Origin of the sequence: Erwinia sp., from assembly GCF_049696395.1 — a bacterium.
Classification (GTDB): Bacteria; Pseudomonadota; Gammaproteobacteria; order Enterobacterales; family Enterobacteriaceae; genus Erwinia.
This window is the reverse complement of sequence record NZ_JBAVTT010000005.1, coordinates 1-14,080: the sequence shown is the minus strand read 5'-3', so window position 1 is coordinate 14,080 and position 14,080 is coordinate 1. Positions and strand designations below refer to the sequence as shown.

Below are 14,080 nucleotides of genomic sequence, written 5' to 3'. Positions count from 1 at the left end.
AAAAGTGCCATCGGGGAGAAGATTTTACATCTGACTGATTTTTAAGCAGAACAATCCACTTAATTCACCTGATTGCCACATTAATGTCAAAAAAAGTCTATATTTCCCTTTCCCCAGCCGCGCTTTCTCGCTGATAATGCGCCGCGTTCATGTCCTCCAAAATGGCTTAACGCTTATGTTACATCTGTTTGCTGGTCTCGATTATCACACCGGTACGTTACTGGTGCTTGCGCTGCTTTTTGTGTTGTTCTACGAAGCGATAAATGGCTTCCATGATACGGCCAATGCGGTGGCGACTGTTATTTATACCCGAGCAATGCGATCGCAAGTTGCGGTAGTCATGGCCGGGGTATTCAACTTCTTTGGCGTCCTGCTGGGCGGACTGAGCGTGGCTTACGCTATCGTTCATTTGCTTCCCACAGACTTATTACTCAACGTTGGATCGGCTCATGGCCTCGCCATGGTCTTCTCAATGTTGCTTGCCGCTATTATCTGGAACCTCGGCACCTGGTACTTTGGTCTGCCGGCCTCCAGCTCCCATACCCTCATCGGGGCCATTATCGGCATTGGCCTGACCAACGCACTCCTTACCGGCACCTCGGTGGTGGATGCGCTGAACATTCCGAAAATGATTGGCATCTTCCTGTCGCTGGTGATCTCGCCGATAGTTGGCCTGGTGATTGCAGGCGGCCTGGTGTTTATCCTTCGTCGTTACTGGAGCGGCAACAAGAAACGTCGCCGGATCCACATGACGCCTGCTGAACGTGAAAAGATCGACGGCAAAAAGAAGCCGCCGTTCTGGACCCGGATTGCCCTGATTGTGTCGGCTATCGGCGTGAGTTACTCGCACGGTGCCAACGATGGTCAGAAAGGCATTGGTCTGATCATGCTGGTGCTGATTGGTGTGGCCCCTGCCGGATTCGTGGTGAACATGAATTCTACAGGTTATGACATCACCCGAACCCGCGATGCGGTGAACCATCTGGAGCAGTACTATCAGCAGCATGCTGATTCGCTGACCCATATCATTCAGATGGCTCCACCAGCCGTGCCAACGCCGGAAGAAGTGCCAAGCGGCCCGAAAGAGTTCCACTGTGATGCGTCCCGTGCGTTGCCAGCTATCAACGAGGCCCAGGGCCTGTTGAATAACCTGCAAAGCTACGACAAGCTGAACGTCGATCAACGGGCACAGCTTCGTCGCCTGCTGATGTGCATCTCTGATACGGCTGAAAAAGCGGCTAAGCTGCCTGACGTTACCAATGACGACAAGCGCTTCCTCAGCAAGCTGAAAAGCGATTTGTTGAACACCGTGGAGTACGCACCAATCTGGATTATCGTGGCGGTAGCCTTAGCGCTGTCTCTGGGAACCATGGTTGGCTGGCGTCGCGTTGCGACCACTATCGGTGAGAAGATCGGTAAAAAAGGCATGACTTATGCGCAAGGTATGTCAGCGCAGATGACGGCAGCGGTCTCCATTGGTGTAGCCAGCTACACCGGGATGCCAGTGTCGACAACGCATGTCCTCTCTTCTTCCGTGGCCGGTACAATGCTGGTTGATGGCGGAGGCGTACAGAGCCGCACCATCAAAAACATCCTGTTGGCCTGGATTCTGACCCTGCCAGTCTCGATAGTGTTGTCCGGTGGCCTGTACTGGATTGCGTTGAAGTTCGTGGCGTAACGACCTGCAGGTAAAACAAAAGGGCGGAGAGACACTCTCCGCCCTTTTTTCGTTTCTACTGTCGGCGCGGCGTCAGTGCCAGATAGCCAGCCCGACCAGACTAATGACAATCAGACCGCATAATGCACTGGTCAGGATAAACTGCCCACGAACCCGTTCGCAGCGGCGAATAAACTCGTCATCATGGTGGTCCAGATAGCGCTGTGACCAGATATAACGCACCAGTCGAACCTGTTTGCTCGGCTGCCCGTGTGAAGTAAAGAAGCCCGCGCCATCCACATATTGATACAGCAGAGGATCGCACCCACGTAGCACCACTAAAAGCGCGCGCAAAGAGGAAAAGTAGCGCGCCATATTCACCACACAAACCACACAAAGAGCCCAGAAAAGCGCGATGGTGCTGATCATGATCCCCTCCCGGCAAGGCATCTTAAGGGCGCAGTCAGCGGGGAACGCCAGACAAGCCCCACGATGATTCGCCAATCACCTCATTGAACCAGACAAAATTGGTGTTGTAACCGCTGAGCGACTGTCATTAGCGCATAACAGGTCGTTAATATCAGTGTAGGAGATTTGCTTAAATTTTTTCCAGCGATGTTTTGTCTAACCAGCAGAAAGAGAGAAAAAATCATGTTGATCCCGCTCGCAAACGGCGCGACCTGCACGCTCTTCTGTTAACAATTCGGGCTATAATAAAAGCGAAAACGATAAAGGCGCCGGCATGTTTCCTTATCTCAGGCGTGGCACTACCCCTCAATGCATTAAACATTAGCAACGGATTTCAATGTGTTATGATGCCAAAAGACAACTTTGTCGGCGGATAACTCTCCGCAACGAATGAAAGGAGTATCGTTATGTCTTACAAACACATTCTGATTGCAGTCGACCTTTCCCCAGAAAGTAAGCTGCTGGTCGCCAAAGCGGTGTCCATGGCGCGTCCTTACGATGCCAAAGTGTCACTGATCCACGTCGATGTGAACTATTCCGACCTGTATACCGGGTTGATCGATGTAAACCTTGGCGATATGCAAAAACGTATCTCTGAAGAGACCCACACCGCCCTGACTGACCTCTCCAATAGCGCCGGCTATCCGATTTCCGAAACCCTTAGCGGTAGCGGCGATCTGGGCCAGGTATTAGTCGACGCCATCAAAAAATACGATGTGGATTTAGTGGTCTGTGGTCACCATCAGGACTTCTGGAGCAAGCTGATGTCATCGGCTCGCCAACTGATCAATACCGTGCATATCGATATGCTGATCGTGCCACTGCGCGATGAAGAAGACGACGAGTAGTCTGGTTGATAAGCAGAATGAAGAAAGGGCGGAAGATATTTCGCCCTTTTTGTTGGTCGCTACACCAGCTATTCGCTGACTAGCGGAGGATAGATATCAAATCGGTGGCTTTTGGTCACCACCGCCGCCTGTGTCACCACGCCAGCCAGTGGCGGGGCGTAATCAGGGCGCTTGACTACCACGCGCTTCTTCGCCAGACGCCTTGCCGGCTCAAGTAAGCCATCCGCATCGTCATCGGCCCCCACCAGCGTCTGAAACACCCGCATCTCTTTCTTAACCAGCGCGCTTTTCTGCTTGTGAGGAAACATGGGGTCCAGATAAACCACATCCGGCTGTTCGACGATTTCGCTGAGGGCTTGCAGGCTCGAAGCGTGGATTAAGGTCAAACGTTGTCGCAGCCAGCCGCCTATTTCGGCACTTTCATAGCCACGTCGTAAACCATCATCCAGCAACGCCGCCACCACAGGATGGCGCTCCAGCATCTGTACACGGCAACCAATCGAGGCCAGTACAAAGGCATCACGTCCCAGACCGGCTGTGGCATCCACCACCGCTGGCAGATAGCCGCTTTTGATACCGACGGCTCTGGCAACCGCTTCGCCTCGTCCCCCGCCAAAACGCCGCCTGTGTGCCATCGCCCCTTCTACGAAATCAACAAAAATGCCGCCCAGCTTTGGCTCGTCGAGCTTGCGTAACTCCAGGTGCGTGGCTGTCATGACCAACGCCATCGGCGCGGACGCATCGTGCTCCAGCTGCCAGCGGTCTGCTAAAACAGATAAGGCGCCGTCTCCGGCGCCCGATTCATCAACTAAACAGATCTTCACCTAACGCTATTCCTGAATACCGTAATGAGCCAGCATCGCATCCAGCTGCGGTTCACGGCCACGGAAGCGTTTGAACAGCTCCATTGGCTCTTCGGATCCGCCGCGCGTCAGGATGTTATCCAGGAATGACTGGCCCGTTTCACGGTTGAAGATACCTTCCTCTTCGAAGCGTGAGTAAGCATCAGCGGCCAGCACATCGGCCCACAGATAGCTGTAGTAACCGGCAGCATAACCCCCGGCAAAGATATGGCTGAAGGCGTGCGGGAAGCGGCCCCAGGCCGGGCTTGGTATCACCGCAACCAGCTGTTTAATCTCTTTCAGCATCTCAAGGATCTGCGCGCCTTTTGCCGGGTCAAATTCCGCATGCAGACGGAAGTCGAACAGACCGAACTCCAGCTGACGCAGGATAAACAGCGCCGCCTGATAATTCTTCGCGGCCAGCATTTTCTCCAGCAGTTCCTGTGGCAGCGGCTCGCCGGTCTCATAATGGCCGGAGATAAACGCCAGCGCTTCCGGCTCCCAGCACCAGTTTTCCATAAACTGGCTTGGCAGCTCTACCGCATCCCAAGGCACACCGCTGATACCAGCCACGCCAGGGGTTTCGATGCGGGTCAGCATGTGGTGCAGACCGTGGCCAAACTCATGGAACAGCGTGGTCACTTCATCATGGGTAAACAGTGCAGGCTTGCCCTTCAGCGGACGGTTGAAGTTACAGGTCAGGTAAGCGACTGGCTTTTGCAGAGAACCGTCGGCAAGGCGCATCTGGCCTACACAGTCATCCATCCATGCGCCACCCCGTTTGTGTTCACGCGCATAGAGATCCAGATAGAAGCTGCCGCGTAATTCGCCGGTTTCGTCGAACAGATCGAAGAAACGCACGTCCGGATGGTAAACATCCACGTCTTTGCGCTCTTTGGCAGTGATGCCATAAATGCGTTTCACCACTTCGAACAGGCCGTTAACGGCACGCTCTTCCGGGAAGTAAGGACGCAGCTGTTCGTCGCTGATCGCGTACAGGTGCTGCTTCTGCTTCTCACCGAAGTAGGTCAGATCCCACGGATTCAGGTCAGAAACGCCATGCTCTTTCTGGGCGAAGGCACGCAGCTGCTCGATTTCCCGCTCAGCCTGTGGACGAGCGCGTTTGGCCAGCCCCGTCAGGAAGTCGGTCACCTGCGCCGGGTTTTCGGCCATTTTGGTCGCCAGCGATTTGTCGGCGTAGGAGTCAAAGCCCAACAGCTGTGCCAGCTCATGACGCAGCGCCAGCTCTTCAGCCATCACCTCGCTATTATCCCACTTGCCGGCATTCGGGCCCTGATCGGAAGCGCGGGTAGAGAACGCGCGGTACATCTCTTCACGCAGCGCCTGGTTGTCGCAGTAAGTCATCACCGGCAGATAGCTCGGGATATCCAGCGTTAACAGCCAACCTTCCTGCTCTTTGGCTTCGGCCTGCGCTTTGGCAGCGCCCAGCGCGCTTTCCGGCATGCCGGAGAGTTCGCTTTCTTCGGTGATCAACTTGCTCCAGCCCATAGTGGCATCAAGCACGTTGTTGCTGTATTTCGACCCCAACTCGGACAGGCGCGCGGCGATTTCGCCATAACGCTTCTGCTTCTCTTTGGACAGGCCGATACCGGACAGCTCGAAATCACGCAGCGCGTTATCCACGGCTTTCTGCTGCGGGGCGGTTAATCCGGCGTAGCTGGTCTCTTTCAGATTACGGTAAGCCTGATACAGGCCTTCGTGCTGACCCACCCATGTGCTGTATTCGGACAGCAGCGGCAGCGTCTGCTCATAGGCTTCACGCAGTTCCGGGCTGTTTTTAACCGAATTCAGGTGGCTGACCGGGGAGAACAGACGGCCTAAATGGTCGTCGACTTCAGCCAGCGGCTGAACCAGGTTATCCCAGGTATAAGGCGCGCCTTGGGCAACCGCTTTCTCAACGGCTGCCCGACTCTCGGCCAGGGCCTGAGTCACAGCTGGCACCACGTGTTCTGGTTTAATGGCGGAGAAAGGAGGAAGCGTAAAAGAGGAGAGTAACGGATTGGTCATTGCGCAGTCCTTATAATCAAACATGTATGAGGCGCGGTTAAGCACGCGATTAGACTAACATGAGGCTAAGTGTAGCGAAATTCAATGGCCTGGCGGTTACGATAAGTGACGAAAGTTGGCCCTTTCGCCTGCCAAAGCAGCGGCATGAAGCAGAAAACCCGCCTTTTGATCTCGGTCATTTCCATCTGCAGATTCAGACGTTCTCAACACGATTCCAGTTGCCTGCCCCGGCAGCCAGCCGCATACTTCCGCCGTTTCCTGTTAACACGAGTTCTACACGGAGTGTTGTTATGTGGTACGTCTACGCGGCCTCGCTGCTTTTCCTGCCTTTTTACCGTCGGGCCTCGTTCGGGTTGCTGGCTGTTGCACTGATCCTGGCCGCCGTGGACGGCACGCTTCACTGGCAGGCGATAACGGCGCTGATCGTTATCGGTGCCGTGGCGATTGGCCATCGGCAGATCAAAAAACCCGCCGCGGTGGGCCTGGCTGCAGAAGCCATTCTGCTGCTGAGCGCGGTGGCGCTGATGCTGCATCTGATCCCCGGTTTTTCTAATCCGCAGATTGTCAGTGCGGTGAAAGCTGGACCTGAAAGCGCGCCTTTTAGCTTCTATTACAACTTCGACAAAGCGTTGATCCCGTTTTTGTTGCTTGCCTGTCTGCCAACGCTGTTGAAGCGCCCGGCGGCGGGGCCAAAGAACAAGCTGTGGTGGCTGGTACTGATGTTATCAATGCCGCTGCTGCTGCTGGTTGCCACGCTGGCAGGCGGCTTGCGCGTTGAGCGACATCTGCCGGAGTGGCTGGGCGCTTTTATGCTGGCTAACCTGTTCTTTGTCTCGTTTGCGGAGGAAGCGCTGTTTCGGGGTTATCTGCAGCAGCGACTGAGCCAAAAGGTGGGCAACGTCTGGGGATTATTGATTGCAGCAGGCGTATTCGGCCTGGCCCATATCGCCGGCGGATCTCTACTGGTGCTCTTTGCCGCCATGGCCGGGATTATCTATGGCCTGGCCTGGCTGTGGAGCGGCAGAGTTTGGGTCTCCACTCTGGTGCACTTTGCTTTTAATCTGCTGCACCTGCTGTTTTTCACCTATCCGATGTGGCAGCGCCTGCCAGGATAACAGAGCATTTTCGCCGCAGGACAGTTATACTGACGCCAATCTGTGCCGCCCAACGGCGGCACGCTCCTCATTCCCCACCGGACAGATCCCACGACATGCTGAGTTATCGCCACAGTTTTCATGCCGGCAATCACGCCGACGTTCTCAAACATACCGTTCAGAGCCTGATTATCACTGCGCTTAATGAGAAGGATAAACCTTACCTCTATCTGGACACCCACGCCGGTGCCGGGCGCTATCAGCTGAGCGGCGAGCACGCCGAGCGTACAGGTGAATATCTGGAAGGGATTGCCCGCATCTGGCAACAGGAAGATCTGCCGGAAGAGCTGGAAAGCTACATCTCCTGCGTGCAGGCGCTGAACAAGAACGGCAAACTGCGTTTTTACCCTGGTTCTCCGCTGATCGCTCGTCATCTGCTGCGTCCTTACGACAAGCTGAACATGACCGAGCTGCACCCAAGCGATTACCCCATGCTGCGTAACGAATTCCAGAAAGATGACCGTGCCCGCACCGAACGTGCAGACGGCTTCCAGCAGCTTAAATCCAAGCTTCCGCCTCCGTCACGCCGTGCTCTGGTGCTGATCGATCCGCCTTACGAAATGAAGACGGATTATCAGGCCGTGGTTCAGGGTCTGCTTGAAGGGTATAAGCGTTTTGGCACCGGTGTGTTCGCGCTGTGGTATCCGGTTGTTCTGCGTCAGCAGATTAAACGTATCACCAAAGAGCTGGAAGCTTCTGGCATCCGCCGCATTCTGCAGATTGAGCTGGGCGTGCGCCCGGACAGCGATCGCTTTGGCATGACGGCTTCCGGGATGATCGTGATCAACCCACCGTGGAAGCTGGAGCAACAGATGAATAACGTGCTGCCGTGGCTGCTGAAGCATCTGGTGCCGTCTGGCACCGGTCACGCCAAAGTCAGCTGGATTGTGCCTGAATAAAGCGTAAAGGACTGTGGGGCGACGCTGCTCGCCCCGCTGCCTGACTTTTGCCTTCAGAGCAAAGGCTCAGAACCTGAATAGCGAGAAGTCATGTGCCATCTCGGTATTGGGGAAGATCTCCCGACATTCTGCCAGTAATCTTTCCGCATCCTCACGCAGATAACGCGAGCTCAGGTGCGTCACGATCAGCCTTTTCGCTCCCGCCCGTTTTGCCGCCGTAGCTGCCTGCACCGTTGAAGAGTGCCCTCGCCCGTTCGCCTTTTCTTCCAGCGCCACTTCCAGCGTAGCTTCGTGCACCATCACATCGGCATTCGCTGCCAGCTCTTTGGCGGCAGGCGTTGGGCTGGTATCACCAAATATCGCCAGCGTCAGGCCTTTGGTCGCCGGGCCAAGGTAGTGCTGGCCATTGACCACACGGCCGTCTTCCATTGTCACGGTTTTACCCAGCTTTAACTGCTGGAACAGCACGCCAGGCTTGATGCCGTCGGCAAGCAGCCGTTGCGCATCCAGCGCGCCCGGTTTTTCATGCTCTTCAATGCGAAAACCGTAACATTCAACCGGGTGTGTCAGCGGATAAGCCGTCACGCGGAAGTGCTCATCGTTGAACAGCTCTCCGGCTTCGATCTCCACAATCTCCAGCGGGAAGGTCAGCCAGGATCCGCTCAGGCTTAACGTGGTATCGATAAAGGCTTTGATGCCTTTCGGGCCATAAACAGTCATCGTTTCGCTGATGCCGTTCATTGAGCGGCTGGTTAGCAAACCCGGCAGACCAAAGATATGGTCGCCATGCAGATGAGTGATAAAAATTTTCTCGATTTTCCCGGTCTTCACCTGGGAGCGCATCATCTGATGCTGGGTCCCTTCGCCGCAGTCAAACAGCCAGCAGCCACTGCGCGTTCCCTGCAAATTCAACGCGATGCTGGTAACATTCCGCTGGCGACTGGGCGTGCCCGCACCGGTCCCTAAAAATAGCAATTCCATCCGGCCTCTCTCTGCCTGTGAATAAGCGAAAACAGTGAGCCATCTCGCAGTAATTGATGATTATCGCTGATTTTAGCCCCGCTGCCCTATCACAATCATAGACGCAAACTTTGCGGCATTTAACCGAGTGGCGTTACACTACTGCCAATTCATTTCACTGACTTATGGAATACCCGATGACCAGACATTATGACTACCTTGCTATTGGCGGCGGCAGCGGCGGTATCGCCTCTATTAACCGCGCGGCTATGTACGGACAGAAATGCGCGTTGATCGAAGCTAAAGACCTCGGCGGTACCTGCGTTAACGTCGGTTGTGTCCCGAAGAAAGTGATGTGGCACGCGGCGCAGATTGCCGAAGCAATCCATTTATATGGACCGGATTACGGCTTCGACACCACCGTAAACAGCTTTAACTGGGCGACGCTGGTCAAAAACCGCAGCGCTTATATCGACCGTATTCACACCTCGTACGACAACGTGCTGGGTAAAAACAACGTGGACGTGATCAAGGGCTACGCACGCTTTATCGATGCGCATACCGTGGAAGTCAACGGCGAAAAGATCACTGCCGATAACATCCTGATCGCGACCGGTGGCCGTCCTACTCATCCGTCCATTCCGGGTGCCGAGTACGGCATCGACTCCGACGGCTTCTTCGAGCTGGATGCCCTGCCAAAACGCACTGCCGTTGTTGGTGCAGGTTACATCGCCGTAGAAATCGCTGGTGTGGTTAACGCGCTGGGTTCAGAGACCCATCTGTTTGTGCGTAAACACGCGCCACTGCGCAGCTTCGATCCGCTGATCGTGGACACGCTGGTTGAAGTGATGAATGCCGAAGGCCCTGCGCTGCATACTGAATCCGTACCGAAAGCGGTGATCAAAAATGCCGATGGCAGCCTGACATTGCAGCTGGAAAATGGCCAGGAGCAGACGGTTGATTGTCTGGTGTGGGCAATTGGTCGTGAGCCAATGACCGACAACCTGAACCTGGACGTCACTGGCGTGAAGCTGAACGATAAAGGGTACATCAGCGTCGATAAGTACCAGAACACTAACGTGTCTGGCATTTATGCGGTTGGCGATAACACCGGTGCGGTAGAACTGACGCCAGTGGCTGTTGCCGCCGGTCGTCGTCTGTCTGAGCGCCTGTTCAACAACAAGCCTGAAGAACATCTGGACTACAGCAATGTGCCAACCGTGGTCTTCAGCCACCCGCCAATCGGCACCGTTGGCCTGAGCGAGCCAGAAGCGCGTGAGAAGTACGGCGATGACGAAGTGAAAGTGTATAAATCTTCCTTCACCGCCATGTACACCGCCGTGACTCAGCACCGTCAGCCGTGCCGCATGAAGCTGGTATGCGTGGGTAAAGACGAGAAGATCGTTGGCATCCACGGTATTGGTTATGGCATGGATGAGATGCTGCAGGGCTTCGCCGTTGCACTGAAAATGGGCGCAACCAAGAAAGACTTCGATAACACTGTGGCCATCCACCCAACCGGTTCGGAAGAGTTTGTCACCATGCGTTAAGCCCCAATTGGGGATCGGAAAAAGCCAGCTTATGCTGGCTTTTTTATTGTCTTAATGGCGCGTTTCGTCCGCTTTATCATTAAAGTTTTTGCCGAATCTGGCGATAACGTTCAGGAAGTGAGAGGCAGTAAACACAAGTCGCGTTTTCTCTCGCTCCTGAGTTCTTCTTGCGTATGGAACATGCCTTTAGCCCTCCTTTGGTCACCAGACTCTCTTTTTCACCAATCACTATCCATTAAATCATTAAAAAGTAAGGGTAAACCCATGTTTCCATTCAGGGCGGTTAAACAGCGCCTGTCAGCTTTGCTGTTTCGCAGTAAACACCAGCCCGCTAACGGGACTTTCGACTGTCAGAGCCTGCCTGCTTCACTTTCACAAGCTGGATTAACTGAAAAGAGTGCCGGTATTTTAATGACCTTTGTACCGCCTTATGCGGACTTCCAGCGGGTCAGCCAGGCCTGGCAACGCTTCACTTCAGCGGATTTGACGGTGATTACCCTCTCTTCTAATGGCGCGCTGAGCAGTAGCGGCAAAGAGAGCACTTACTGCGAAGGCGCTGGTCAGCAGGGCAGCTGGCTGATGCTGCCTGATAGCCTGATTGCGCGTCACGAAACGCATATCGTCGATTTACATGTGAATGACACACACACGGCTGCCGATCGTATCGACGCGATCCAGCAAGAGTTAAGCAGACTGTCGGTGCATATGCCGCTCTCTTCCGACCGCAGCTTCGCGATGATTTATTGTGACGGTCTGTCGGCGTCTGAAGGTTTCCTGATGCAGGCCTGGTATAATTGCGGGCGTTTCCCCTGCCTGGCAATCGGCGGGTCGGCGGGCGGAAAGATTGAGTTTGATGGCACCTGGATCAGCGTTGGCGGCAAAATATTGCAGGGTAAAGCGGTGATCATTTTCTGCCAGATGGCCGCCGGGAAATCCTTTGCGCCGTTTAAAAGCCAAAACTTTGTAGCGAAAGATAAAAGCTGGCTTATTGCTGAGGCCGATCCTGTTGCCCGGACGGTCAGCTCCGTATTTGATCAAAAGGGTCAGCAGGTCAGTTTTACCGATGCGCTGGCGAGCTGGCTTGGCTGCAAAGAGTCGCAACTGACTGAGCACCTGAAAGGACTGACGTTTGGCGTGAAGGTCGGTGAAGAGTATTTCATTCGCTCCATTGCCAAAATTGAAGCCAACAACATTCATTTTTTCTGCGATCTGGAATTCGGCGATCGCCTGTATTTGCTTGAAGAAAAAGACTTTAAAGAGACGACGCGTCAGGACTGGAAATCGTTTATCGCTAATCGAGGCAAACCTGCGGCCATTCTGATGAATGACTGCATCCTTCGCCGGGTAGGCAATGAAGAACAACTCCACAACGCGCATTTCTTTAAAGGGCTGCCCGCAGCGGGCTTCTCCAGCTTTGGTGAAATTCTTGGCGTGCCGATTAACCAGACGTTATCCGCACTGGTGTTTTTCAACCAGGACGTGAAAGCGATGAGCAAGTTTTCGGTGCAGTATGCGGGTTATGCCGGGCATTACGCTCAACGTGCGTTGCGCCGCTGGGAAGCGCTGAACAGCATCCAGTCACGCGTGCTGAATCGCGTGATCTCGTATCAGCAAGAGCTGACGCCGTTGATGGCAGCATTGCCGATGCTGGAAGCCGCCACGCAAACGCAGAATGAGACGCTGGGGATGGCGGAAAACAGCATTCGCTCAATCAGTGATATCGCGCTGAAAAGTCAGCAGGCGCAACAGCGTTTGGGGCAAGGGCTGGATGACCTGGAGAAAATCTCAAATGGCATCAATGAGATTACCAGCGGGATCAGTAATATCGCCTTCCAGACCAATCTCCTGTCGTTGAATGCCGCCGTTGAAGCAGCACGTGCCGGTGAAGCCGGACGTGGATTTGCGGTGGTGGCGGGAGAGGTTCGTCGTCTGGCCCACTCTTCTAAAGAGCAGGCAGATTCAACGGCCGGCAATATTGGTCAGGCTGTCGACACCATTTTCCGCATCCGTGCTGTAGCCAGTGAAACGGTGGAAACCTCCACTGAGATGGCACAGCGCAGCATCGCCGCTGCTGATTCGATAGCCGCGATGAGCCAACAGACCGCGCATCAACGGGAAAGCATTGCCCAGCACCTCGGTAGCCTGCGAAGCCTGACCGCCGGAATGGATGCCATGCAGGACGCCGTAGCGCAACTTTCAGTGCTGCAAAACCTCTCTACGGCGAATGAGAAAGGGTAATAACGCCGTCTCATAGCCACAAAAAAGCCAGCTTATGCTGGCTTTTTTGTGGACTGGATTTAGCGTTTGGCCATCAACGTTTCGAAGTTCTTATCAATCACTTTGTACGTCTCTTCAGCTTTTATTTTATATAACTCGTTTGAGGGATGAATGCAGTCTGGAGACATCATCGACTGCCATCCAGGCATATCCTGTATGCGCTGATACTGTCTGACCACCGGCACAGATAAGTTTTTCGCCAGCGCGTCCAGCTTGATGCTGTAAGGAGAGACATCCCATGTTTCTGCCTTTCCGCACAGTGGGTGGGGTTCCTGTAATAACACCTGTTTCCCATTATCACGAGCTATAGTGATCAGTTCAGTCATCACCTTTTCATACTGTTCCGGACTTAACACATATCCCGGCTTGGCATCTTTAAAATGGTAATGGCGCGCATCATTAGTTGCAAAATTAAGGATGATCAGCCTTGCCTTGGATTTTTTCATTTCATCAGCCCACAGACCATTATTTTTATATTTATAGGTTCCATTAAGCAATTCTACGGCTTGAGCTGAAGGCTGTCCTTTATTTATAACCTCGATACTCTTGCCATATCTTTTCTGTAAAAACTCACTTAAAAAATGCATTTCGTTATCTTTGGTAATGATATTCGTCAGGCGACCATTATCTTTCCTGATAGCCATCACACCTGCAGTACTGGATCCACCGTAGGCTTCAATAATCATTCCACTGTGGGTATCTTTTGCCGACGAAGCAAAAGAGAGAAATGCCAGCAGAGAGATTAAAATGTTTTTGAACATAGAAGACCTTTACCTGGTATTAAAGAAACGTTCAGCACCTTATTGAAGCTGAACAGTTATATAAATGGGAAACTGTTAGTTCATAAGGAAGAAATTTATCATTTTTGACATGAGAATAAAACAAGCAAATTCTGACTTCCCTGCGCAAAATGGGCGTCTCAGTAACGTGCCACGCCGCCAGACCCTTTGGCAAAAACCTGCTGTACTTCAGCGCTGAAGCCTGCAAAAAAAAACCCACAACTAACATTATCGCATCAATTAATTAACAGTATCCTCCCAAAAAAGCGCGTTACGCCCCCCCACTTACTTAAAAATCGTGCATCATTTTAGGGAAAAAAGCAGACCAAAAATCTTTGTAACCACTGTTTACCAAGCCTCCCATATTGTAAATAACAATAAAATTAACCATGTTTTACAATGATTTAGATTGACTACCTGTTAACGTAAAGCAGAGTAAATCGCCATACCGTCACCAGAGCGCCTACTTTGCCAACCTTTTAGTCATTATCTGAATTTACCCATCAGCAGTAAATCCTTAAAGCCAACGGTGATATCATCGCGCCTACTCGACAGGAGGAACAGTGGTGTCCTTTTCAGGGAATCAGGGCCGAAACGGATCACGCGCAAAATGCTATT

General features: G+C 53.2%; 11 protein-coding genes. 6 read left to right on the top strand and 5 right to left on the bottom strand.

The genetic code is table 11. The annotated features are described in order from the left end of the window. Nucleotides 1–175: 175 nt before the first annotated feature. Entirely contained in the window at nucleotides 176–1,678 is a 1,503-nt protein-coding gene (gene pitA, locus WCC56_RS00465; RefSeq protein ID WP_424690474.1) for an inorganic phosphate transporter PitA, read from the top strand. A 72-nt stretch (nucleotides 1,679–1,750) separates the two neighbouring features. On the opposite strand, the gene uspB is transcribed toward pitA, so the two are convergent. Further along, complete coding sequence (gene uspB, locus WCC56_RS00460) at nucleotides 1,751–2,086, bottom strand: universal stress protein UspB (RefSeq protein WP_424690473.1); 336 nt, start codon at nucleotides 2,084–2,086, stop codon at nucleotides 1,751–1,753. Nucleotides 2,087–2,532: 446 nt separating this feature from the next. Between uspB and uspA the strand changes: the two genes are divergently transcribed. Beyond that, nucleotides 2,533–2,973, top strand: coding sequence for a universal stress protein UspA (uspA, locus tag WCC56_RS00455; protein WP_424690472.1), 441 nt, complete (start codon nucleotides 2,533–2,535; stop codon nucleotides 2,971–2,973). Nucleotides 2,974–3,041: 68 nt separating this feature from the next. On the opposite strand, the gene rsmJ is transcribed toward uspA, so the two are convergent. Continuing rightward, nucleotides 3,042–3,797 (bottom strand): 16S rRNA (guanine(1516)-N(2))-methyltransferase RsmJ, encoded by a 756-nt coding sequence (gene rsmJ, locus WCC56_RS00450; protein ID WP_424690471.1) that lies wholly within the window; start codon nucleotides 3,795–3,797, stop codon nucleotides 3,042–3,044. Nucleotides 3,798–3,803: 6 nt separating this feature from the next. Next, a complete protein-coding gene (prlC, locus tag WCC56_RS00445) occupies nucleotides 3,804–5,843 on the bottom strand; it encodes an oligopeptidase A (RefSeq protein WP_424690470.1) in 2,040 nt (679 codons plus the stop codon). Nucleotides 5,844–6,133: 290 nt separating this feature from the next. Here prlC and WCC56_RS00440 point away from each other — a divergent pair, with 290 nt between their 5' ends. Both WCC56_RS00440 and WCC56_RS00435 read left to right on the top strand, forming a co-directional pair. Further along, nucleotides 6,134–6,958, top strand: a complete 825-nt coding sequence (locus WCC56_RS00440; RefSeq protein WP_424690469.1) for a lysostaphin resistance A-like protein — start codon at nucleotides 6,134–6,136, stop codon at nucleotides 6,956–6,958. Between the two features lie 95 nt (nucleotides 6,959–7,053). Then, nucleotides 7,054–7,896 (top strand): 23S rRNA (adenine(2030)-N(6))-methyltransferase RlmJ, encoded by an 843-nt coding sequence (locus tag WCC56_RS00435; RefSeq protein ID WP_424690468.1) that lies wholly within the window; start codon nucleotides 7,054–7,056, stop codon nucleotides 7,894–7,896. A 66-nt stretch (nucleotides 7,897–7,962) separates the two neighbouring features. On the opposite strand, the gene rnz is transcribed toward WCC56_RS00435, so the two are convergent. After that, nucleotides 7,963–8,877 carry a ribonuclease Z gene (gene rnz, locus WCC56_RS00430; RefSeq protein ID WP_424690467.1) on the bottom strand — a complete coding sequence of 305 codons (915 nt, stop codon included), beginning with the start codon at nucleotides 8,875–8,877 and terminating at the stop codon, nucleotides 7,963–7,965. Nucleotides 8,878–9,053: 176 nt separating this feature from the next. Between rnz and gorA the strand changes: the two genes are divergently transcribed. Beyond that, a complete protein-coding gene (gorA, locus tag WCC56_RS00425) occupies nucleotides 9,054–10,406 on the top strand; it encodes a glutathione-disulfide reductase (protein WP_424690466.1) in 1,353 nt (450 codons plus the stop codon). Nucleotides 10,407–10,670: 264 nt separating this feature from the next. Next, nucleotides 10,671–12,644, top strand: coding sequence for a methyl-accepting chemotaxis protein (locus WCC56_RS00420; protein WP_424690465.1), 1,974 nt, complete (start codon nucleotides 10,671–10,673; stop codon nucleotides 12,642–12,644). Nucleotides 12,645–12,703: 59 nt separating this feature from the next. Here the strand turns inward: WCC56_RS00420 and WCC56_RS00415 are convergent, their stop codons facing one another. Beyond that, a complete protein-coding gene (locus WCC56_RS00415; RefSeq protein WP_424690464.1) occupies nucleotides 12,704–13,444 on the bottom strand; it encodes an SGNH/GDSL hydrolase family protein in 741 nt (246 codons plus the stop codon). Nucleotides 13,445–14,080: the final 636 nt, after the last annotated feature.